A 21,965-nucleotide genomic window follows, 5' to 3' on the forward strand; every position below is an offset into this window, starting at 1 on the left:
TCAGGCGAGCAGGTGGTCGGCCAGGCGCGCGGCCAGGGCCATGATCGTGAGCTGGGGGTTGACGCCGAGCGCCGACGGGACCGCGCTGCCGTCGCAGACCGACAGGCCGGCGACGCCGTGGACGGCGCCGTCGGCGTCCAGGACGCCGTCGGCGGGGCGCGCCGCCATGCGCGCCGTGCCGAGCGGATGGAAGGCCATCATCTTGAGCTCGCCGGCGTGCGCCCGGTGCCGGCGCAGTGGACCGAGGTCGCCGCCCTGCAGCTCCGGGACGCCCGCCAGCGGCAGGATCACGCGGTGCGCGCCGGCGGCGAAGAGCAGCTCGGCGAGGCGCTCCACGCCCCGCTGCACGGTGGCGACGTCGGACGGGCCGAGCTCGTAGCGGACGAGCGGGCGGTTCGTGCGGCGGCCGAGCCGGCCGGTGCTCACACGGCCGCGCGACGTGTCGCAGATCATCATCCCGAACTGCGCCACGTGGCGGTAGTCCATCATCAACTCGCGATGACGCGGGCCCGAGAACGGCACGGACATCGCGAGGTAGTCGGGCGGTCCCGCGATCCCCTCCAACATGATGCCCTCGCCGGCGAACTCGTCGATGCCGTAGGACTGCGGCACGCCGTGCGCCATGTCGACGGTCTCGTCCATCAGCCCGTAGGCCGCGGTCGCGGGATGGATCGAGAGGTTGCGGCCCAGCCACGGCGAGGCGATCCCGCTGGCGGCCAGCAGCAGGGGCGTGTGGAGCGTCCCGGCCGCGACGACCACGCACGGCGCCTCGATGGTCAGCCGCCCGCCACCGCCAGTGACCGCCTGCACGCCGGTGGCGCGGCCGTCGTCGATCGTGACCCGCCGCGCCCGGGCACTGGCGTACGTCGTCGCCCCGGCCGCGTGCGCGCCCTCCAGGTACGCCGCGCCGGCGTGCTGCTTGGCGCCGCTCGGGCACCCGAAGGCGCAGACGCCGGAGCCGACGCAGCCGTCGGCGTTGCGGTCCAGGAAGCGTCCCGACCATCCCAGGCGCTCCGCGCCACGGCGGGCGATGCGCGCGTTGGCGCCGGCCAGCTCCTCGGTGACGCGCGTGACGCGGAGGTCGCGTTCGACGCGAGCGTAGGCGTCGTCGAGCGTGCCGGGCCCGAGCGCGTCGAGGCCCAGGTCCGCCGCCCAGCGCGCCTGCACGGCCGCGGGCACGCGGAAGCACGTGCCGGAGTTGACGAGCGTCGTGCCGCCCACCGCGCGGCCGGTCGGCAGCATGATCGGTGGCGCGCCGGCGGTCGCGGTCTGGCCCCCGTCGCGGTAGAGCAGCGCGGTCATGTCCCGCGGGCGGCCCGTGAGCTGCGCGGTCGAGAACTCCGGGCCGTCCTCGAGCACGACCGTGCGCAGCCCGGCGGTGGCCAGCGCGCGGGCCACCGGCGCCCCGCCGGCGCCCGACCCGACGATGCACACGTCCGCGCGCACCCGCCGCTCGCCGGTCAGGCGCAGGCCGTCGATCACGCCGCCGGTCGTCGGCTCGGCGAGCAGGCTCATCGGCGATCCCGCAGCGGCACGTAGCCGAGCAGCGCGCTCACGCGCGCGTCGCCGTAGTAGCTGACCGCCGCCGACGCGCGCAGCGCCTCGACGACCGCGCGGCCGCCGGCACCACGGTGCTGCAGGCGCTCCAGGAGGGCGAGGCGCGCCGGTGGCGCGAGGCGGCGCCAGCGCGTGCGGGCGCCCGTGAGGCGGGGCGCGATCTCGAGCGCCAGCAGGACCGCTCGGAGCGCCAGCCGGTTGGGCCGCGGCGCGCGGGCCAGCCACGCGTCGAAGCTGGCGACCGCGTCCGTGGCGTGCACGGGCGGCAGCGGCGGCGCGGGCGCCAGGAGCGTGTCGGTCACGCACGCGAAGATCGACGCCTCGCGCGGCGAGAGGACGGTCACGGCGCCGCGTCGCCGGCGGCGGCCCGCAGCATCCGCTCCTCCTGCGCCCCGGCCAGCCGGGCCATCGCCGCGGCCGCGCGGCCGGGCTCGGCCGCCGCGATCGCCCGCGCCGCCCGCCGGTACAGCGGCGCGAGCTCCTCGCGGCCGGCGACGATCGGGCGGAAGCGCTCGGCGTTGGCGAGGTACAGCTCGCGGATCGAGTTGAGGATCAACCGGAAGACGAGGTTGCCGGCCGCGTCGATGATCGTCGCCATGTAGGCGAGGTCGACCAGCTGCGCGGCCACGTCGTCGGGCGCCGCGGCGAAGGCGGCGGCCAGGTCGCCGAGCGCGCGGTGCTGCTCCTCGGTGGCGCGCTGCGCCGCCAGCCGCGCCGCCTCGGTGAGCAGCAGCCGCCGCGCCTCGAAGAGCGAGCGCGTCAGCGTCGGGTCGGCCGGGACGGCGTAGGCCAGGACGTCGAGGCCGCCGTGGGCGCGCCAGTCCTGCACGCGCATCGCGTCGCCGTGGCGGACGTCGACGAGCCGCAGCTGCTCGAGGCGCTTGATGCCCTCCCGCAGCGACGCCATGTTGACGCCGAGGTCCGCGGCCAGCGCCCGCTGCGCCGGCAGCCGCTCCCCCGGCGCGTACCGCCCGTCGAGCACGGCCCCGACCAGCTGGCGGAACACCTGCTCGGGCAGCGACGAGCGCTCGATGGCCGACATGCCCGGCAGTGTTCCGGTGTTCGGAACAGCTGTCAAGGCGCAGGGAACGTAGCGGGCTGCGACCCGCCCCTCAGCTCAGAGGCCCAAGTCCCTCACACCGAGCTCGTCGAACCCGATGTGGTGCGCCAGCTCGTGCCGGACCGTCACGGTCACCTGGTGGCGCAGCAGGTCGGGGTCGTGGCCGAAGTCGCGGCGCAGGGTGTCGCGGAAGATGATGATCTTGTCGGGGTAGTCGTCGCGCGTGGCGCCGTCGCCCTGGTAGAGGCCGTACGCGCCGTGGCGCCGGCCGCCGTCGGAGATGACGACCGCGACGTTGCGGTCCAGCGCCGCGCGCAGCAGGTCCGGGAGGTCGTCCATCGCGTCGCGGACGAGCTCCTCGAAGTCCGCGTCGTCGTAGGGGTCGAGGTCCAGGAACTCGGTCTCCCCCGGCTCGGCCGCCGTGCCGTCGCGGGCGAGGCGCTCGGCGCGCAGGACCACGCGCTCGAACTCCTCCTCGGACTCCGGCTCGCTCCAGCCCGCCATGCGCACGCCGACGACGGCCATGCCGCCGAGCAGCGCCGCGCCGGCCATCACGACCACGCCGAGCATCTCGAAGAGCCGCACCCAGCCGATCGTGCTGAACCCACCGTCGAGCAGCACGATGACCGTGAGCCCGAGGCTCAGGGCGAGGACGGCGGCGAAGGCGGTGCGGCGCAGGGACATGGCGATCGGGCCTCTCAGACTACCTCGCGAGCTGCCGCGCGATGACGACGCGCTGGATCTCGTTGGTGCCCTCGTAGATCTGGGTGATCTTCGCGTCGCGCATCATGCGCTCCACCGGGTACTCGGTGACGTAGCCGTAGCCGCCCAGGACCTGGACCGCCTCGACCGTCACGTCCATCGCCGCGTCGGACGCGAAGAGCTTGGCCATCGAGCTGTAGAGCGCCTTGTCGGGCTCGTCGCGATCCATCATCGAGCAGGCCTTGTAGAGCAGCTCGCGCGCGGCGGCCGTCTTGGTCTGCATGTCGGCGAGCTTGAACTGCAGGCCCTGCAGCTCGATGATCGGCTTGCCGAACGCTGTGCGCTCCTTCGCGTACTGGACGGCGTAGTCGGTCGCGCCCTGCGCGATGCCCACGGCCTGCGCGGCCGCGCCCAGGCGCGTGCGCTCCAGCGTCCCGAGCGCGACGCTCATGCCGCGCCCGACCTCCCCGATGACGTTCTCCTGCGGCACGCGCACGTCGTCGAAGACCGGCTGGCCGGTCGGCGAGCCGTGGATCCCGAGCTTGTGCTCGTACTTGGGCACCGAGAAGCCCTCGCGGTCCTTCTCGACGACGAACGCCGTGACCCGCCGGTTCTCGCGATCGGTGACGGCGAAGACCACGTAGAAGTCGGCGATGCCGGCGTTGGTAATCCACGACTTCGTGCCGTTGATGACCCACTCGTCGCCGTCGAGCACGGCGCTGGTCCGCATCCCGGCGGCGTCGGAGCCGGACTCCGACTCGCTGAGGCAGAACGCGGGCGACCACTCGCCGGCGGCGCACCGGGGCAGGAAGCGCTGCTTGAGCTCGTCGGAGCCGTAGAGCCTGATCGGGAGCGATCCGAGCTCCTGGACCATGAGCATGAGCGCGACCGAGGCCGAGGCCTTCGCGAGCTCCTCGACGGCCATCTGCAACATGAGCGTCCCCGTGCCCGTCCCGCCGTGCTCCTCCTCGAAGGGCAGCGCGAGGACGTCGTTCTCCGACAGGAGCTTGCGGATGTCCCACGGGTACTCGTCCTGGGCGTCGATCTCGGCCGCGCGCGGCGCCACCCGCTCGACCGCGATCTGGCGCACCAGGTCGCGGAAGTCCTTGTGCTCCTGCGGGATCTCGTAGACGTGGCTGGCGGTCGTGCTCATGGGGATGAAGGGTATTCGTCCGGGGTATCCACAAGATCCATGGGCATCGGAACCTCGCTCTTCCTCATCGCCGCCGGCGCGATCCTGCGCTACGCCGTCTCTGATGCGATCAGCGGCGTCGACCTGTCCACGGTCGGCCTGATCCTGCTGATCGTGGGGATCCTCGGGCTGGTGATCTCGCTGTTCATGACGTTCGCGATGACCCGCCGGGAGACGGTGGTCAGGCGTGACCGCTACGACGATCCACCGCCGCGCTACTAGTGGGCCGCGCGGACGGTCGGGCTGAGTAGGCTCCGGCCGGTGCGCCTCGCATCGGCGATCCGCCCGGCCACCGACCGCGAGGTCCCCCTCGCGGTCGACGTCCTGCGCCGAGCCGGCTTCGGCACGCAGGTCGCGCGGCTGCTCGAGTACCCGCGCCGCTCGCCCGACGGCGTGATCCTCGTCGCCGAGGGCGAGGGCGGCGGCGTGAGCGGCGTCGCCTGCGTGGCGGCCTTTGCCACCACGGGCTGGATCGGCGCCCTCGGCGTCGCGCCCGAGGCGCGGCGTCGCGGGCTGGGCGCGGCGCTGACCGAGGCCTCGGTGCGCTGGCTGCGCAACCGCGGCGCGCAGACCGTCCTGCTCTACGCGACCGAGGCGGGCCGCCCCGTCTACGACCGCCTCGGCTTCGTGGCCGAGGAGCGCGCCGTCGCCTGGCGCGGCGTCTCGGGCGGCGCCCCGCCCGCCGACCTCCAGCGCCTGGGCGAGCCCGACCGCGCCCGCCTGCGCGCGCTCGACCTGCACGCCACGGGTGAGCGCCGCGACGCCGTGCTCGACACGATCCTCCCCTTGGCGGGCGTGGCCGTCGCCGGCGACGACGGCGACGGCGACCTGCTCGGCTGGGCCATCGCCTCGCCCTGGGGCGCGGGCACCGCCATCGCCGCCGCCCGTCCCGAGGTCGGCGTCGCGCTCATGGCCGCCGCCACGGCGGGGCCGGCGGCCGGCACGCTGATCGTCCCCGACGGCAACATCGCGGCCACCGACGCGCTGCGCGCCTGGCGGTTCGTCCGCCTCAACGACGCGCTGCGCATGCGCCTCGGCCCCGCGGTGGCGTGGCGCCCGGACCGGCAGTTCGGGCTCTTCAACCTGTTCTGGGGGTAGCCGGAGGTGCGCTGAGCGGCGCTGCTCGACCCTCAAGACCCATGTTCGTTTGCCGACAAGCTGACCATGACCACCGTGGAGGGCACCCACAAGGTCGGCCGGCTCGCGTCCACCCGGATGCGCATCGTGCTGGCCGTGATCGCGCTGCTCGTGTTCTCGAGCGTCGAGATCGCCGTCGTGCTGCACCAGATCTCGGGCATCGACCCGGCCCACGTCCAGGACGACGTCCGCGGCGCCAAGACCGTCTTCCTGGTCGGCACGATCGGCTTCGTGCTCTGCGTCATCGCGATCTCGCTCTGGTCGCAGATCGAGATCAAGAAGCGCCTCACCGAGATCTCGCGCGCCGCGAACTCCATCGCCGACGGCGACCTGAACCCCGACGTCCGCCTCCTGGTCCACGACTTCGACGAGGTCGGCCGCTCGGCCGGCGCCGTCCAGCGCATGCTCGGCGAGCTGCGCACGATCGCCGGCCACGCCGAGCGCGTCGCAGGCGGCGACCTCTCCGGCGAGCTCCCCCCGCGCTCCGAGCGCGACGAGCTGCGCCGCTCGCTGGACGCGATGACCGCCGGCCTGCGCACGATGGTCACCGACCTCTCACGCGCCGCCGAGACCGTCGCAGCGGTCTCCGGCCGTGTCGTCGACGACGCCGGCGAGGCGGGCCGCGCGGTCGACGAGATCGCCCGCGCCGTGGCCGAGGTCGCCTCCGGCGCCGAGCGCCAGGTCTCCGCCGTCGTCGACGTGCGCGGCCTGAGCACCGGCGTCGCGAGCGCCACGCAGGAGTCCGCGCGCGGCGCCGCCGAGGCCGCCGACCAGGCCGGGCGGGCACGGGCGCTGGCCCACGACGGCGCCACCGCCGTCGGCGCCGCCAGCGAGGCGATGCTCGCCGTCAGCGGCGCGTCCGCCGAGGTCACCCGCACGATCCGCTCGCTGGGCGAGCGCTCCACGCGCATCGGCTCGATGGTCGACACGATCGGCGGCATCGCGCAGCAGACCAACCTGCTCGCGCTCAACGCCGCGATCGAGGCCGCCCGCGCCGGTGAGCAGGGCCGCGGCTTCGCGGTCGTCGCCGAGGAGGTCCGCAAGCTCGCCGAGGAGAGCCAGCAGGCGGCCAGCTCGATCGCCTCGCTCGTGACCGAGATCCAGACCGAGACCGAGCGCGCCGTGACGGTGGTCGAGGACGGCGCCGCCCGCACCGAGGACGGCGTCGCGACCGTCGAGACCGCCCGCGCCTCGTTCTCGGAGATCGGGGAGGCCGTCGAGGTCACCAGCGCGCACGTCGCCGAGATCGCCCGCGCGATCGGCGCGATCGCCGAGAGCTCCCAGAAGGTCGACGCGGACGTCGGCGAGGTCGCCTCGGTCGCCGAGCAGTCCTCGGCGGCCGCGCAGCAGGTCGCCGCGTCCAGCCACCAGACGGTCGCGTCCACGCGGGAGATCGTCGCCTCGGCGCAGGAGCTGACGCGCAGCGCCGACGAGCTGCACCGCCTCGCCTCGCGCTTCGTGCTGACCCGCTGACCGCGGCTCGGGGTTGCCTAGACTCGTGCTCGGAGGTCCACCCCGACCATGAGCGAGCATCCCTTGGCCGATCCCGAGCTGGAAGTCACCCCCGACGACGTGCGGCGGCGCCTCGACGCCGGCGAGGTCCAGGTGATCGACGTCCGCGAGCAGTATGAGTGGGACGCGGGCCGCATCCCGGGCCCCGTGCGCCACGTCGAGCTGGAGCACCTGAGCGCCCAGGCCGCGACCATCGACCAGAGCAGGCCGGTGGTGTTCCAGTGCCGCCTCGGCTCCCGGTCGCTGATGGCCGCGCAGGCGTTCCGCCGCGCGGGCTACGACGCGTACTCCCTGGCCGGTGGCCTGCAGGCCTGGCACGACGCGGGCCTGCCGCTGGACCCGCCGGACGGCACCGTCGCCGACCACTGACCGAAATCCGGAGCGGTTCGTCGGTCACGCTGCGTGCCGGCCGGCGCCCTCGGGTACCACGATGGCCATGTACATCGGACTCGGCACCTTGTTGATCATCATCATCCTCGTGATCCTGCTGACCTAGGCAGCCGGTCCGAGAAGAGCTTGTCCTACGATCGAGGGCCCGCCGGCAGGCGGGCCCTCGATCGTTGAGCTTGTGGCGCGGTGGGGCGCGCTCAGGACTCCCGGGTGACGTTGACGGCCTTGGGGCCCTTGTCACCCGCTTCCTCCTCGTAGTTCACTCGCGCGCCCTCGGGCAGCGAGCGGTATCCGTCGGCGACGATCGCGCTGTGGTGGACGAACAAGTCCTTGCCACCTTCGTCGGGCGTGATGAAGCCGAAGCCCTTGTCGTCACTGAACCACTTCACGGTTCCGCTGGCCATTTCAGCGTGTCCTCCACTACCTGCTTCGCCGGATCTCATCGCCGGCCGGTCGGGCGCAAACGTACCAGGATCCGTCAAGTCCGTCAGTGACTGGATGGTGAAGCTGACCGCTTCCTGCCCATCGGTCAGGGGCGGTCGGCGGGCTCCGGGACCTCGATCTCGCGCTTGAGGATCTTGCCCGTCGGGCCCTTGGGGAGCTCGTCGACGATCCACACGTGGCGCGGGTACTTGTAGGCCGCGACGTTCTCCTTCACGTACGCCTTGATCGCCTCGACGTCGGCGTCCGCGCCGTCCTTGAGCACCACGGCGGCGCCGACCTCCTCGCCGAGATCGGGGTGCGGGACCGCCACCACGGCGGCCTCGCGGACCGACGGGTGCTCGTAGAGCACCTCCTCGATCTCGCGCGGGTAGACGTTGTAGCCACCGCGGATGATGAGGTCCTTCTTGCGATCGACGATGAAGAAGTAGCCGTCCTCGTCGACCTTGGCCATGTCGCCGCTGTGGAACCAGCCGCCCTTCATGACCTCCTCGGTCGCTTCGGGACGGTTCCAGTAGCCCTTCATCACGTTGTGCCCGCGGATGACGATCTCGCCGACCTCACCGGTGGGGACGTCGGCGTCGTCCTCGTCGACGACCTTCATCTCGACGCCGTCGATCGGCGTGCCGATGGAGCCCGGCTTGCGCTCCTTGTCGGGATGGTTGAACGACGCCACCGGCGACGTCTCGCTGAGCCCGTAGCCCTCGAGGATCTTGGCGTCGAACGCCTCCTCGAAGCTGCGCAGCAGCTCGACCGGCAGCGACGCGCCGCCCGAGGCGCAGACGCGCAGCGTCGACGTGTCGTAGTCGCCGTGCTCGGGCAGGTGCAGCATCGCGCCGTACATCGTCGGCACGCCCTCGAAGACGCTGACCGCGTCGCGCTGGATGATCTCCAGCGCCTTGGCGGGCTCGAACCGCGGGATCAGCGTGAGGCAGCCGCCGGCGTAGATGGTGGCGTTCATGCCGCACGTCTGGCCGAAGGAGTGAAACAGCGGCAGCGCGCCGAGCGTGACGACCGTCTCGTCGAGGGCGAAGAGGCCGGCCGCCGCGGCGGCGTTGCGGCGCAGGTTGTCGTGGGTGAGCTCGGCGCCCTTGGGCTTGCCGGTCGTGCCCGACGTGTAGAGGATCACCGCGGTGTCGCCGGGCGCGCGCTCCACGACCTCTGGGTCGGGGTCGTGGCCGAAGATCTCGCCCTCGATCGCGCCGGGCTTGACGTCGATCAGCTCGGCGCCGGCCTCGTCGGCGCCCTGCTGGGCCGCCTCGGCGAAGTCGTGCCAGGCGAAGACGATCCTGGCGCCCGGATCGGTGAGGTAGAAGCCGACCTCGCGGCCCTTGAGCAGGACGTTCATCGGGACGACCACGCCACCCGCGCGCAGGACGCCGTAATAGGCGACCGGGAAGTACGGGACGTTCGGGAGCATGATCCCGACGCGGTCGCCGGTCTGCAGTCCCTTGGCCTTCAGCATCGTGGCGACGCGGGCGCTGGCCTCGTCGAGCAGCGCGTAGTCGAAGACCGCGTCGTCGAGGCGCAGGGCCTCCCGCTCACCGAACTTCGCGGCCGAGTCGGTCAGGATCGTGGCGAGGTTGCCGCTCATGCCGGGACCATATCCGCGCGACGACCTCCCGCGCGGCGGTGGCTAGCGCGACTCGCCGCGGGCGGCCGACAGCTTGGCGACGGCCCCGCGGATGATGCGCGAGACCTGCATCTGGGAGACGCCGACCATCTGGCCGATCTGCTCCTGGGTGAGATCCTGCTCGAAGCGCAGGCGCAGCACCCGCCGCTCGCGCTCGTCGAGCCGCTCGAACAGCCGGGCGAGCGTCGCGCGGTGCTCGGCGCGGGCCAGCTCCGGATCGTTGACGCCGTGGGCGTCGGCCAGCGTCGCGTCGTTGTCCTCACCGCTGCCGCGCGGCGCGTCGAGCGACGCGGCGCGCATCCCCTGCTGGGCCTGCAGCGCCTCGAGGACCTGCTCGTCGGCGAGCTCAAGCGCCCGGCCGATCTCGCGCACCGACGGCGCGCGGCCGAGGCGGGTGGTCAGCTCGCTGCGGAACTTGTCGACCTCCAGCGCGCGCTCCTGCAGCTCGCGCGGCGGGCGGACCGACCAGCAGCGGTCGCGGAAGTGGCGGCGCAGCTCGCCGACGATGGTCGGCACGGCGAAGCTCGAGAACGCGATCTCGCGCGACGGATCGAAGCGGTCCACCGCCTTCAACAGTCCGAGGCTGGCGACCTGGAGCAGGTCGTCGAAGGGCTCTTCGGCCTTGCGATAGCGCTTGGCGATGGACCGGGCCAGCGGCAGGAACCGCTCCACGAGCGCTTCGCGCAGCTGCGGATCGCGGGTCTCGGCATAGCTGGCCAGCAGCTGGGCATCGGTGTGGGGCGCGCGGAGCGCGTGCCCGGCAGCGGTACGGAGCATGGTCGCGGACGGCATGCTGAAAGACGTGCCCGTGCGGACGGTCCGATAAACGGTGTCCGGCAGTCGATGGGCGCCCTCAAGGCGCGCGGCCTCGGAACCGATGCCGTCTCCGAGCCGTGCCGTCCCCACACGCCCGTACCCCGGAAACCCTCGCCGAGGAGCGCACGCTGGCGCTGGCCGACCTCCTGCGCCAGGCGACGCAGGCCAGCCTCGACCCGGTCGCCGTGCTCGAGGTCATCGTACGCTGGTGCGCGCGCGTGCTGGGCGACCAGGCCGACGTGCGCACGCTGTCGCGCGACCAGACGATGCTCGAGCCCGGACCGCACGCTCACCGCGACCCGCGGTCCGAGTCGCTGGCGCACGAGGTCGGCGCGCACATGCGCCCGGCCGACAGCGAGCCCCGCGCCGCCCACGTGCTCCGCACCCAGGAGCCGCTCCTGGTCGCCGTCGTGCAGGCGGCCGACGTCGACGGCGGCCGCTACGCGCGCTACGTGGCCGAGGTCGGCATCACCTCGCTGATCGCCGTGCCGCTGGTGAGCCGCGGCCGCGCGCTCGGGGTGCTGACCCTCACCCGCGACCGCGGCCGTCCGCCCTACACCGAGGCCGACCTCGCGGTCGCGGTCGAGGTCGGCAGCCGCATCGGGCTCATCTTCGACAACGCGCGCCTGTACGAGCGCGTGCGCGTGCACTCGGCCACGCTGGAGCACGTCGACGCCGCGGTCTGCGCCACCGACGCCGCCGGTGCGATCACCGCGTTCAACCCCGCCGCCGAGCGCATGTTCGGCTGGCCCGAGAGCGAGGCGCTGGGCCGCTCGCCCGTCGACCTGCTCTCCGCCGAGCCGCCCGAGCGCATCGCCGCGGCGCGCGAGGCCGTGCTGCGCGACGGCCGCTGCGCGACCGAGTGGCGCCTGCGCCGCCGCGACGGATCGCTCTTCGACGGCCACGTCCACACGGTCGTCGTGCGCGACGACGACGGCCGCCTGACCGGCATGGTCGCCGTCTACCAGGACCTCAGCGAGCGACTGCGGCTGATCGGCCAGCTCGAGCGCCGCGCGGCGCAGCAGGCCGCCGTGGCGACCCTCGGCGAGCGCGCGCTGGAGGCCGAGGACCCCGCGACGCTGATCGACCGTGCCGTCGAGGCCGTCCGCACGGTGCTGCGCGTCGAGCTGTCGGCGCTCTTCGAGCTGATCGACGACGGCCGCGCGCTGCTGCTGCGCGCCGGCGCCGGCTTCGGCGACGGGCTCGTGCGCCACGCGACCGTGCCCGCCGGGTGGGGCGACAGCCAGGAGGGCTTCACCCTCATCCGCCGCGAGCCGGTCATCGTCGACAACGCGCGGACCGAGCGGCGGTTCATCCAGGCCGACCTCGTCGCGCGTGAGGGCGCGGTCAGCGGCGTCACCGTCGTGGTCCAGGGCCGCGGCGGCCCGCACGCCGTGCTCGCGGCCTACAGCGCGTCCAGCGGCGCGTTCGCGCCCGACGACGTCACGTTCCTGCAGGCGATGGCCAACGTCCTGGGCGACGCGCTGGACCGCTTCGCCAGCGACGAGGAGATCCGCCGCCGCGGCCTGCACGACCCGCTGACCGAGCTGCCCAACCGCACGCTGATCATGGATCGCCTCCAGCAGGCGGTCCAGCGGGCCGACCGCGCCGACGGTCATGTCGCGCTCGTCTTCCTCGACCTCGACCACTTCAAGCTCGTCAACGACAGCCTCGGCCACCGCGCCGGCGACGAGGTGCTGCGCCAGGTCGCCGACCGGCTGCGCGGCGCCGTCCGGCCCACCGACACCGTCGGGCGCATCGGCGGCGACGAGTTCGTCGTGCTGTGCGAGGACGTCGCCGACGAGGCCATGGCGCTCGCGATCGCCGAGCGGCTGTCGGCGGCGTTCGGCGCGCCGTTCGGGGCCGGCGGCGACGAGCACGTGCTCGGCGCGAGCATCGGGATCGCGCTGCTGGACCCCGAGCAGGATCCCGAGGAGCTGCTGCGCGACGCCGACGCCGCGATGTACCGCGCCAAGGAGGGCGGGCGCGCGCGGATCGAGCTGTTCGACACCGGCATGCGCGCGTGGGCCGACGGCCGGCTGCAGATCGAGGCGGCGCTGCGCCGCGCGCTGGAGGGCGACGAGCTGGAGGTCCACTACCAGCCGATCGTCGACCTCGCCGACGGGTCGATCGCCGCGCTGGAGGCGCTCGTGCGGTGGCGCCATCCCGAGCGCGGGCTGCTCGCGCCCGACGCGTTCATCCCCGTCGCGGAGGAGAGCGGCCTGATCGTCGGGGTGGGACGCCGCGTGCTCGAGCTGGCGTGCGCCCAGGCCGCCGCGTGGGCCGCGCTGCGCCCCGGCCGGCCGCCGCTGCCCGTCCACGTCAACCTCTCGCCCCGGCAGCTGCACGACCAGTCGCTCGTCGAGACGGTGCAGGCGACGCTGCAGGCCACCGGCGCGGTGCCGGCGGCGCTGGCGCTGGAGATCACCGAGTCCACGCTGATCGACCGCGGGCCCGCGCGCCTGGCGCTGCTGGAGCGGCTGCGCGACCTCGGCGTCGAGCTGCAGCTCGACGACTTCGGCACGGGCTGGTCGTCGCTGAGCTACCTCGCGCAGCTGCCGATCGGCGGGCTGAAGATCGACCGGTCGTTCGTCGCCGGGCTCGACACGGGCCACGCGCCGATCGTGGACGCCATCGTCCGCCTGGCGCGGGCGTTCGCGCTGCCCGTCGTCGCCGAGGGGGTCGAGACGGCAGACCAGCTCGCGGCGCTGCGGCGCCTGGGCTGCGGGCTGGGCCAGGGCTACCTCTTCTCGCGGCCGCTGCCGGCCGAGGAGCTGCGCTGGCTCGTCGCCGCCACCGAGCCGCCGTTCGCGGCGCGCGCCGACGCGGCGTAGGCGCGGCGGGCTCAGTCGCCGTCGCGGGGCGGGCGCCGGCGGTCGCGCTTGACCGCGCCGCGCTTGGCCTTGGCCTCCAGGCGGCGCTTGCGCGAGCCCTGCGTCGGCTTGGTCGCCGTCCGCGCCCGCGGCACGTGCAGCGCCCGGCTCAGGCGCTCCTCCAGCCGGCGCAGCGCGAGCTCGCGGTTGCGGACCTGGCTGCGCGCGTCCTGTGCGACCGCGCGCACGACGGGGCCGCAGCGGTTGACGATGCGGCGCTTCTGGTCGTCGGTCAGCGACGCGGACGCGGCGACGTCGAAGCTCGCCTCGATGCGCGAGGCGGTCACGTTGGCGTGCTGGCCGCCGGGCCCCGACGACCGGCTCGCGCGGATCGTGATCTCGTCGAGCGGGATCCGCACCGAGCGCGTGGGTTGGAGGGCATCGGGCGTCACCTGCGGACATCCTCGCAGTCGGCCGCCACGCGGTCGTCGCCGTCGGCGAGGACGACGTCGCGGCCCGACCCGCAGCGGACCGTGTCGGTCTCACCGCGCACGACGTTGATGCGGTCGTCGCCCGAGCCGCCGGCGACGACGTCGGGCCCGAGGTTGCCGAAGAGCGCGTCGTCGCCGGCGCCGCCGCTGATCCGGTCGCTCCCGCGATCGCCGGTGATCTGGTCGTCGCCGTCCTCGCCGAAGATGCGGTCGTCGCCGGAGCGCCCCGCGATCGTGTCGTCGCCGGCGCCGCCGTGGAGCTCGTCGTCGCCGCACTCGCCGTCGACGTAGTCGTCGCCTCCGGCGCCGAAGAGGCGATCGTCGCCCTCCTTGCCGAAGATCGAGTCGGGCCCGGGCGTGCCGCGCAGCAGGTCGTCGCCCCCGGTGCCGCGCACGAGCGACGTCGGCGTGGCGCCGCCGGCCGCCTCGGGTGCGACGGGCACGACCGACTCGCAGCCGACCAGGCGGTCGCGCGCGGGCGCCGAGTCCTCGACATAGACGGTGTCCTGACCCTCGCCGCAGTCGACGCGATCGCTGCTGTCGTCGGCCGCGCGGATCGTGTCGTCGCCGTCGCCGCCGTCGATGACGTCCGGCCCCGGGCCGCCCACGAGCGTGTCGGCGCCGTCGTCGCCGTAGAGCTCGTCGGCCTCCTCGCCGCCGTCGACGAGGTCGGCGCCCGCGCCGCCCTCGGCCAGGTCCTCCCCGGCCCCGCCGACGACGGTGTCCGAGCCGTTGTTTCCCTCGAGCAGGTCGCGCGCGGCGCCACCGTCGATGAGGTCGTCGCCGTCGCCGCCCAGGACGTGCTCGGTGCCCGACTCGCCGTAGAGCTTGTCGTTGCCGGCGTTGCCCTTGATCAGGCGGTCCGAGCCGCGGCCGCCGTGGATCGTGTCGTCGCCGTCGCCGCCGTAGAGCCGCGCGTCGTTGCCGAACGCGCCGCCGTCCAGATAGTCGTTGCCGGCGTCGCCGTAGAGGCGGTCGTCGCCCACGCCTCCGTCGAGCCGGTCGTCGCCCGGACCGCCGTGGACCCGATCGTCACCGGTGCCCGCGTAGGCGGTGTCGAGGCCGTCGCCGCCGCCGAGCGCGTCGTTGCCCGACGAGCCGGTGAGCCGGTCGTCGCCGCTGCCGCCGTCCAGGTGGTCGTCGTACGGGCCGCCCTCGAGCGTGTCGTTTCCGTCGCCACCGTGGAGGACGTCGTTGTCGCGGCCGCCGGCGAGGCGGTCGTCGCCGGCCAGGCCCTCGAGCAGGTCGGGACCGCGCGTCCCGAGCAGGACGTCGGGGCCGTCGGTGCCCTGGACGAGCGCGAGCCCCGGCTGGATCGCGACGTCGAGCGGGCGCAGGCCGGCGGGCAGCGCAACTGTGCCGAGGCGGCGATGCGCATAGGGGCTGACCAGCGAGAGGGTGTGCGCGCCGCGGTCGGCGACGTAGATGCGGCTGCCGTCGGGCGACCAGGCGGGGATCCCGGGGCCGCGCGCGGCGCGGAACGCGTGGACGTCCCGGCCGGCGACGTCCACGATCGCGGCCTTCGTGCCGCCCGCCGCTGCGCCGACCGCGAGCTGGGTGCCGTCGGGCGAGACGGCGACGCCGCCGCCGACGCCGCTGCCCAGCTTGATGCCCTTGGTCGCCTTCTTGGCGGCGGGCGCGATCGTGCGCAGCCGTCCGTGCGCCGCGGTGACCCATGCTCGCCCGGCGGCGAACGCGGCGCCCGCTGCGCCCTTGACCCTGACGCGGCGCAGCAGCTTCGGGCCGCCGCCGAGGTCGACCATCGCCACGCGGCCGCCCTTCAGCCAGACGGCGCCGAGCGTCCCGTCGCGCGACACCGCGAGGCCCAGCGCGGTGCCGTGCAGATCGGCGGTGCCGCCGACCGTCAGCGTCGCCGTGTCGAGGCGCAGGATGCGCGTGCCGGCGACGACGTAGACGCTGGCGCCCCCGGGCGAGACGCCGAGGCCCGCGACCTCGGCGGCGCCGATGCGCAGCGGCTTGGGGCCGAAGCTGACGTTGCTGCGCAGGTCGAGGGCGAGCAGCGCGCCGCCGCCGGCCGCCAGCGCGGTGCGGCCGTCGCGCGTGACCGCGACCGCCGTGGTCGCGCCGGGCAACGCGACGCGCCGCGCGATCTGATTGGTGGCGACGTCCAGCAGCGCGACGTCCGGGGTGCCGGTGGCCACCAGCGCCACCCGCGCTTGCGCGACCGGGGGCGCGAGGGCCAGGCCGGCGAGGGCGAGCAGGACGAACCGCGCTGCGAGCAGCATCCGACTCAGCTTCTGCGCGCGCGGCGGGCTCCCTGCCATGGCGAACGCCCCGGTCAGGCGGCGGGCTCCTGCCGGTCGCGCGCCGCGCAGACGATCCGCACGACCTCCTCCGGGTCGTCGGTGACGCGCAGCAGCTCGGGGTCGTCGGCGTCGATCACGCCGTCGGCGACCAGCCGGTCGCGCACCCACTCCAGCAGCCCGGCCCAGAACGCGCTGCCGACCAGCACGATCGGGAAGTCGCGGATCTTGTCGACCTGCTCGAGCACGAGCGCCTCGAACAGCTCGTCGAGCGTCCCGTAGCCGCCGGGCATCACGACGAACGCCGTCGCGTAGCGCACGAACATCAGCTTGCGCGTGAAGAAGAACGAGAACGTGAGCGTGACGTCCTGGAAGCCGTTGGCCCCCTGCTCGAACGGCAGCTCGATGTTCAACCCGACCGACGGCGCGCCGGCGTCGCGCGCGCCGCGGTTGGCGGCCTCCATGATCCCCGGGCCACCGCCGGTGACGATCGCCATCCCCGCCTCGCCGAGGCGCCGGGCGATCTCGCGGGCGAGCGCGTAGTTGGGGTGGTCGGGCGGCGTCCGGGCCGAGCCGAACATCGAGACGGCCGGGCCGAGGTCGCGCAGCGCGTGGAAGCCGGCCTCGAGCTCCGCCTCGATGCGCGCGATGCGCTCGGCCTCGGTGCGGGTCGCGAGGACCGGCCGGCGCTTGGTGCCGAGGAGCTCCTCGTCGGGGGTGGCCGGTGGACGCGGTCGCGGGGTCACCCATGGGTTCTACTCGATGGGCGACGGCGGGCACCCCGTGTGAGTGCCCGCCGTCGCTGTACCCCTGCGTGAGTCTTAGAGCCCCGGCGGGTGGACGACCGTGTAGCCGCTGCTGGAGCGCGAGGCGGCGTGCCAGCGGGTCCCGTCCTGCTGGCGCCCACTCGTGTCGAAGCGCAGACCGGCCACGACCATGTACATGTGGCCGGAGTTGGCGTAGATGGTGACCCACTGGCCGGGGCCGTCGTCGCCCCAGCTCATGAAGTCGCCCGACGGCAGCGCCTGGTCGAGCAGCCCCGCGCCGTGCAGCGCGTAGGAGACCGAGCCCGAGCAGTCGTAGCCCGTGTCGTCCCACGTGCCGTGCCCGCCGCCGTAGTGGTAGGGCTTCTTGGCGATCACGTTGCCCGCGGCGATGATCTGCTTGACCTGGTCGGGGGCGTTGGCCGGTGCGATGGCCAGGCCGTCGGACCCCACGGTCGCCTTGTCGCCGGGCGCGAGCTGCACCGCGGTCGTCGTCGTGGCGGTGCCGCTCTCGCCGTCGATCAGCGAGCGCAGCAGGTCGATGTCGGCCTGGTCCATGACGCCGTCGACGGTGCGCTGCTGGTCGCCCTCGAAGAGCTTGACCGTCTTGAGCGTTCCGGAGCCGAACTCGCCGTCGACCGACGTGTCGAAGCCGGCGCGGTCGAGGAAGTCCTGGAGGACCTTCACGTCGTGGCCGTTCATGCCCTTGCGCAGCGGGATGCGATCGCCGAGGTGCTGGGACGAGGTGGCGGTCGCGCGTGTGGAGGCCGAGCCGTCCGTTGCGGTGCGCAGAGCGTTCAGCGTCGCGGTGCCGGCGACGCCCGTGACCTTCAGCTTGGCGGCGCGCTGGAAGCGGCGCACGTTCGACACGGTCGACGCGCCGTACTGGCCGTCGCCTGTCGTCTTGTAGCCGGCCTGCGTGAGGAGCGTCTGCAGCGCCTTGACGCGGGAGCCGCGGGAGCCGCGGCGCAGCGTGCCGGTCCCGAGCTGCGCGGCGGCGGTGGTGACCGCCGGGGACGCGGTCGTGCTGGCCGGCGTCGTGGTGCTGGCCGGCGTCGTGGTGCTCCCCGCCGCGGTGCCACCCGCGGTGGCATCGGCCTCCGCGAGGGCGGGGAGGAACAGCACACAGGCCGCCGCGAAGGCGCTGGCTACGCCTAAGGCGGACGAACGGAACGGCGACGGCGACAACTGGTGGGCTCCCTCTCTTTGAAAAAGGCGCCTACGGGGTTAGCTGTCGGGCTCGCGCCAAGAGAGTGGCGCTACGTCGCACAATGGCGATGATTCGCCCCGGACCGGATCACTCCGGCCAGTGGGTCCCCCGCTCCCCGCCGATCGCTCGATCGGGGATTCGGCTGGTGCAAACGACCGGCGGAGCGTAGCGAAGCCGGCGGAGGGATGTCGTCATAACGCCGTCTGACTGTTAACCGAGCAGCGATTTCCGCGCATGTTGCGCGAAGATCGCGGGTTCTTACGCGCGGGCGCGCTCGGCCGCGGCGAGCGCCACGGCGAGCGCCACCTGCGCCCGCGAGCGCAGCGAGGACGCCAGGACGAACTCGCCCGGGTTGTGCGCAGCGCCGCCGCGCGGTCCGAGGCCGTCGACGGTGAGCGGGATCGTCGCGGCGAGGTGGCTGGCGTCGCTCGCGCCGCCGCGCTGGGCGCCGATCACGGGCCGCCCGAGCAGCTCGCCGGCACGGGCGAGCAGCGGCGCGGTGGGCTCGCGCGCGTCCATGCCCGGCCACTCGCGGGCCAGCCCGGCGGTGAGCGCGGCGCCGCCGACCGCGGCGGGCACGGCGTCCAGCACGCGCGAGAACGCCTCGAGGCGGTCGGCGCGCACGTCGGCGATGAGCCGCCCCTCGGCCGGCACGACGTTGAACGCGTCGCCGCTGCGGACGACGGTCGGCACGGCGGTCAGGCGGTCGGGGCCGTGCGGGTCGTGCTGGGCGGCGATGGCCTGCGCGGCGGTGGCCAGCGCGAGCAGCGCGTTGACGCCCCGGTCGGGCGCCGAGCCGGAGTGGGCGCTGCGGCCGGTCGCGAGCACCTCCACCGTGCCGGCCGCCTTGCGCTTGACGACGACCGCGTCGTCGCCGCCGGCCGTCAGCTCGCCCGCCTCGAAGCAGAGGCATGCGTCGAAGCCGGCGAAGCGTTCGACGTGCCCGAACGGTCCGACGCGCCACTCCTCGTCGACCACGAGCAGGAGCGCGACCTCCGCGAGGCGCTCGGGCCGCCCGGCGAGCGCGCGCAGCACGCCGAGCGCCAGCACGTCGCCGCCCTTCATGTCGACCGTGCCCGAGCCGTAGAGCTTGTCGGGGTTGGCGGGGTCGCGCTCGAGCGGCCGGTGCTCGGCGTGCGAGACGACCGTGTCGAGGTGGCCGACCAGCAGGATCCGCCCCGCGCCGGTTCCGCGGACGCGGGCGATCAGGTCGGGCGCGTGGTCGGGCGAGGAGCACGGGACGTGCTCGACCTGCGCGCCGTCGGGCAGCAGCGCGGCGGCGATCGCGGCGGCCTCCTGCGCGCCCGGCACGTCGCCCGACGGCGTGGAGACGCCGACCAGCGCCTCCAGCTCGCGCTCGGCGCGCGTCGCGATGGAAGCTGCGCTGTCGGCGATCCACTGGTCCACGGGATCCCTACAGTTGCACGTCATGGCCAAGGGACCACGCGTGGGCGACGCCGCACCGGACTTCGAGCTGGCGGGGACCGAGGGGTCCTTCCGCCTCGGCGCGCACCGCGGCGAGCGCGTCGTGCTGCTGTTCTACCCCGGCGACGAGACGCCGGTCTGCACGAAGCAGTTCTGCTCCTACCGCGACCGCGCCGACGACATGTCGGCCCTGGACGCCGTCGTCGTCGGCATCTCCGGCCAGGACGTCGACAGCCACGAGGCCTTCACGTCGCACCACGGCCTGACCGTGCCGCTGCTGGCCGACGCCGACAAGGCGGTCGCGCGGTCCTACGGCGTGACCCGCCCCGTGCTCGGCACGCAGCGCGCGACCTTCATCGTGGACGAGAGCGGCACCATCGCCTGGTGCAAGATCCACGCCGTGGGCCTGGACTACGTCGGCGTCGACGAGCTGCGCGAGGCGCTGGCGTCGCTGCCGGCGCCCGTCGCGGACTGACCCCACGGCCGGCGCCCCGGCCCTACCGCGGGCGCCGTGGCCCGACCGACGCACCGCCGACGCGGCCGGCGCCCAGCGCGGGCGCCGGCGACGCCACGCGGCGTGGACCGTCGGCGACGACGAGAGCGAGCGTGCGTCGCGGGCTCCGGCGCGCCCGGTCGTCCGCCAGCGCCCCGGGGCGGGTGGGCCCGAACACCGCGCCCCCACCGCGCCAAACAGGCCCACCCCCAACGCAAACGGCCGCCCCGCGGGCGGCCGTCACGCAAATCCATGAGCGGTCGCCTCCGACCGCCGACGTCGGCGCTACCCCAGCACCGCCGACAGCCGCAGCTCGAGCGCCCCGGCGATCGCGTCGCGGATCGGGCCCTCGTGGTAGCGCTCGACGATCGCGCCGAGGAACCCCTCGACGACCAGCCGCTCGGCCGTCGTCTTCGACAGGCCGCGTGAGCGGAGGTAGAAGATCTGCTCCGGGTCGATCTGGGCGATGGCCGCGGCGTGGGTGCAGCGGACGTCGTCGGCGAGGATCTCCAGGCCGGGGATCGCGTCGGCGTGGGCCTTCTTGCCGAGCAGCAGGTTGCGCGCCTCCTGGAAGGCGTCGGTGCGCTGCGCGCCCGGGTCGACCTTGATCATCCCGCGCCACACGGCCGACGAGCGCCCGCTGATCAGGCCGCGGAACGCCAGGTCGGAGACCGTGTCGGGCGCCGCGTGCTCCTGCAGCGTGTCGTAGTCGACGTGCTGGCGGCCCCGCGTCGCGTACGCGCCGGTGACCTTGGCGTGCGAGCCCTGGCCGTCGAGCGTCGTCTCCAGGAACACCTTGCCGTTGCCGCCGCCGAAGGCCAGCGTCGTCCAGTCGAGCTGGGCGTCGCGGCCGACGATCGCGCGCTGGCCGCCGAAGACCCAGGTCTTCTCGTTGACGTTCTGCGCGCCGATGTAGTGCAGCGTCGCGTTCTGGCCCAGGACGAGCTCGACGGCGCCGTTGACGACCGCCTCCTCGTCGTGCGACGAGACGACCTGGTCCCAGATCTCGGCCTCGGCGCCCTCGTCCAGCACGACGAGCGTGCGGTGGTGCAGGGCGGTGCCGGGCCGGTCCTGGACCGTGGTGATCACGATCGGCGCCTCGACCTTGACGTTGCGCGGCACGTAGACCAGCGTCCCGTCGGTCCACTCGTCGGCGTTCAGCTTGGTGAAGAACGACGGCCGCACCACGGTCCCGAAGTGCCGGCCGACGACGTCGGCGTGGCGCTCGAGCGCGACGCGCAGCGGCGCGATGATCGGGGCGGGCGGGTCCGATCTCCTGGGCTCCGCGTCGCTGGGGCCGATGCCGTCCTGCGGCGCGAACAGCACGTCGGCGGGCACGGACCTCCCCGCGGCGGCCGTGGGGAACGCCGCGAGGTCCAGCTTGTCGATGGGGGTGAACTCCCAGCCGGGCGTGCCCTTGAACGCAGGCAGTTGCTCGACGGTGAGGTGCGGCACGGAGGCCGCGGTCGCGCTAGCCAATTGAGCCCTCCATCTGCAGCTCGATGAGCCGGTTCATCTCGACGGCGTACTCCATCGGCAGCTCCTTGACGATCGGCTCGATGAAGCCGTTGACGATGAGCTTGCCCGCCTCTTCCTCGGTCAGGCCGTGCGACATGAGGTAGAAGAGCTGCTCGTCGCCGACCTTGGAGACCGTGGCCTCGTGGCCGACGTCCACGTCGTCGTTGCCGATGCGGATCGTCGGGTAGGTGTCGGAGCGCGAGTGCTCGTCGAGCAGCAGCGCGTCGCAGACGACCTTGGACTTCGAGCCGTGCGCGCCCTTGGCGACCTCGAGCAGGCCGCGGTAGGAGGAGCGCCCGCCGTCCTTGGAGATCGACTTGGCGAAGATGTTGCTCGTCGTGTTCGGCGCGGCGTGGATGATCTTGGCGCCCGCGTCCTGGTGCTGGCCCTCGCCGGCGAAGGCGATGGACAGGACCTCGCCGTGGGCGCGCTCACCCATCAGGTAGACCGACGGGTACTTCATCGTCAGCTTCGAGCCGAGGTTGCAGTCGACCCACTCGACGGTCGCGTCGGTCTCGGCGATCGCGCGCTTGGTGACCAGGTTGTA

General features: G+C 74.0%; 21 protein-coding genes and 1 riboswitch. Of the genes, 6 read left to right on the forward strand and 15 right to left on the reverse strand.

Annotated features, from left to right (window positions below; all coding sequences use genetic code 11):
• The 5 genes from VK501_RS24425 to VK501_RS24445 all read right to left on the reverse strand — a co-directional run bounded on the left by VK501_RS24425 (nt 1) and on the right by VK501_RS24445 (nt 4,472).
• The gene (locus tag VK501_RS24425; RefSeq protein WP_324342170.1) at nt 1-1,515 is read right to left on the reverse strand and encodes a GMC family oxidoreductase; all 1,515 of its coding nucleotides are present in this window, start codon (nt 1,513-1,515) and stop codon (nt 1-3) included.
• A complete protein-coding gene (locus VK501_RS24430) occupies nt 1,512-1,901 on the reverse strand; it encodes a hypothetical protein (protein ID WP_324342172.1) in 390 nt (129 codons plus the stop codon). The genes VK501_RS24425 and VK501_RS24430 overlap by 4 nt, the downstream gene beginning before the upstream one ends.
• On the reverse strand, nt 1,898-2,599 hold the full coding sequence (locus VK501_RS24435) for a FadR/GntR family transcriptional regulator (RefSeq protein WP_324342173.1): 702 nt from the start codon (nt 2,597-2,599) through the stop codon (nt 1,898-1,900). Before VK501_RS24435 ends, VK501_RS24430 begins: the two co-directional genes overlap by 4 nt.
• Before the next feature lie 75 nt (nt 2,600-2,674).
• On the reverse strand, nt 2,675-3,301 hold the full coding sequence (locus VK501_RS24440; RefSeq protein WP_324342176.1) for a metallopeptidase family protein: 627 nt from the start codon (nt 3,299-3,301) through the stop codon (nt 2,675-2,677).
• A 19-nt stretch (nt 3,302-3,320) separates the two neighbouring features.
• The gene (locus VK501_RS24445; protein ID WP_324342178.1) at nt 3,321-4,472 is read right to left on the reverse strand and encodes an acyl-CoA dehydrogenase family protein; all 1,152 of its coding nucleotides are present in this window, start codon (nt 4,470-4,472) and stop codon (nt 3,321-3,323) included.
• Between the two features lie 39 nt (nt 4,473-4,511).
• Between VK501_RS24445 and VK501_RS24450 the strand changes: the two genes are divergently transcribed.
• The 4 genes from VK501_RS24450 to VK501_RS24465 all read left to right on the forward strand — a co-directional run bounded on the left by VK501_RS24450 (nt 4,512) and on the right by VK501_RS24465 (nt 7,529).
• Nucleotides 4,512-4,733: a DUF6458 family protein gene (locus tag VK501_RS24450; protein ID WP_324342180.1), complete on the forward strand. Its 222-nt coding sequence runs from the start codon at nt 4,512-4,514 to the stop codon at nt 4,731-4,733.
• Nucleotides 4,734-4,772: 39 nt separating this feature from the next.
• Nucleotides 4,773-5,609, forward strand: a complete 837-nt coding sequence (locus VK501_RS24455) for a GNAT family N-acetyltransferase (protein WP_324342182.1) — start codon at nt 4,773-4,775, stop codon at nt 5,607-5,609.
• A 66-nt stretch (nt 5,610-5,675) separates the two neighbouring features.
• Complete coding sequence (locus tag VK501_RS24460; RefSeq protein WP_324342184.1) at nt 5,676-7,121, forward strand: HAMP domain-containing methyl-accepting chemotaxis protein; 1,446 nt, start codon at nt 5,676-5,678, stop codon at nt 7,119-7,121.
• Nucleotides 7,122-7,169: 48 nt separating this feature from the next.
• Nucleotides 7,170-7,529, forward strand: a complete 360-nt coding sequence (locus VK501_RS24465) for a rhodanese-like domain-containing protein (RefSeq protein WP_324342186.1) — start codon at nt 7,170-7,172, stop codon at nt 7,527-7,529.
• 218 nt (nt 7,530-7,747) lie between these two features.
• Here the strand turns inward: VK501_RS24465 and VK501_RS24470 are convergent, their stop codons facing one another.
• From VK501_RS24470 to VK501_RS24480, 3 genes are all read right to left on the reverse strand, one after another.
• Nucleotides 7,748-7,954, reverse strand: a complete 207-nt coding sequence (locus tag VK501_RS24470) for a cold-shock protein (RefSeq protein ID WP_324342188.1) — start codon at nt 7,952-7,954, stop codon at nt 7,748-7,750.
• A gap of 125 nt (nt 7,955-8,079) precedes the next feature.
• Nucleotides 8,080-9,585, reverse strand: a complete 1,506-nt coding sequence (locus tag VK501_RS24475) for a long-chain fatty acid--CoA ligase (RefSeq protein ID WP_324342190.1) — start codon at nt 9,583-9,585, stop codon at nt 8,080-8,082.
• 42 nt (nt 9,586-9,627) lie between these two features.
• Nucleotides 9,628-10,401, reverse strand: a complete 774-nt coding sequence (locus VK501_RS24480) for a SigB/SigF/SigG family RNA polymerase sigma factor (protein ID WP_324342191.1) — start codon at nt 10,399-10,401, stop codon at nt 9,628-9,630.
• A 116-nt stretch (nt 10,402-10,517) separates the two neighbouring features.
• Between VK501_RS24480 and VK501_RS24485 the strand changes: the two genes are divergently transcribed.
• A complete protein-coding gene (locus VK501_RS24485) occupies nt 10,518-13,274 on the forward strand; it encodes an EAL domain-containing protein (RefSeq protein ID WP_324342192.1) in 2,757 nt (918 codons plus the stop codon).
• 11 nt (nt 13,275-13,285) lie between these two features.
• Here VK501_RS24485 and arfB read toward each other — a convergent pair whose 3' ends face one another.
• The 5 genes from arfB to VK501_RS24510 all read right to left on the reverse strand — a co-directional run bounded on the left by arfB (nt 13,286) and on the right by VK501_RS24510 (nt 19,389).
• Nucleotides 13,286-13,705 carry an alternative ribosome rescue aminoacyl-tRNA hydrolase ArfB gene (arfB, locus tag VK501_RS24490; protein WP_324342194.1) on the reverse strand — a complete coding sequence of 140 codons (420 nt, stop codon included), beginning with the start codon at nt 13,703-13,705 and terminating at the stop codon, nt 13,286-13,288.
• Nucleotides 13,702-15,990 (reverse strand): hypothetical protein, encoded by a 2,289-nt coding sequence (locus tag VK501_RS24495; RefSeq protein ID WP_324342196.1) that lies wholly within the window; start codon nt 15,988-15,990, stop codon nt 13,702-13,704. Before VK501_RS24495 ends, arfB begins: the two co-directional genes overlap by 4 nt.
• Nucleotides 15,991-16,043: 53 nt before the next feature.
• Nucleotides 16,044-16,754 carry a TIGR00730 family Rossman fold protein gene (locus VK501_RS24500; RefSeq protein ID WP_324342199.1) on the reverse strand — a complete coding sequence of 237 codons (711 nt, stop codon included), beginning with the start codon at nt 16,752-16,754 and terminating at the stop codon, nt 16,044-16,046.
• A 75-nt stretch (nt 16,755-16,829) separates the two neighbouring features.
• Nucleotides 16,830-17,897, reverse strand: a complete 1,068-nt coding sequence (locus VK501_RS24505; RefSeq protein ID WP_324342201.1) for a peptidoglycan-binding domain-containing protein — start codon at nt 17,895-17,897, stop codon at nt 16,830-16,832.
• A 75-nt stretch (nt 17,898-17,972) separates the two neighbouring features.
• Nucleotides 17,973-18,136, reverse strand: a riboswitch (cyclic di-AMP (ydaO/yuaA leader).
• Between the two features lie 104 nt (nt 18,137-18,240).
• The gene (locus VK501_RS24510; RefSeq protein ID WP_324342203.1) at nt 18,241-19,389 is read right to left on the reverse strand and encodes a M20/M25/M40 family metallo-hydrolase; all 1,149 of its coding nucleotides are present in this window, start codon (nt 19,387-19,389) and stop codon (nt 18,241-18,243) included.
• 22 nt (nt 19,390-19,411) lie between these two features.
• Between VK501_RS24510 and VK501_RS24515 the strand changes: the two genes are divergently transcribed.
• On the forward strand, nt 19,412-19,882 hold the full coding sequence (locus VK501_RS24515) for a peroxiredoxin (protein ID WP_324342205.1): 471 nt from the start codon (nt 19,412-19,414) through the stop codon (nt 19,880-19,882).
• 303 nt (nt 19,883-20,185) lie between these two features.
• On the opposite strand, the gene sufD is transcribed toward VK501_RS24515, so the two are convergent.
• Both sufD and VK501_RS24525 read right to left on the reverse strand, forming a co-directional pair.
• Nucleotides 20,186-21,355, reverse strand: coding sequence for a Fe-S cluster assembly protein SufD (gene sufD / locus VK501_RS24520; RefSeq protein ID WP_324342207.1), 1,170 nt, complete (start codon nt 21,353-21,355; stop codon nt 20,186-20,188).
• A 16-nt stretch (nt 21,356-21,371) separates the two neighbouring features.
• The coding region (locus VK501_RS24525; protein WP_324342209.1) for a SufD family Fe-S cluster assembly protein at nt 21,372-21,965 on the reverse strand (594 nt) is incomplete at its 5' end.

Origin of the sequence: Baekduia sp., assembly GCF_035318805.1 — a bacterium.
Taxonomy (GTDB): domain Bacteria; phylum Actinomycetota; class Thermoleophilia; order Solirubrobacterales; family Solirubrobacteraceae; genus Baekduia.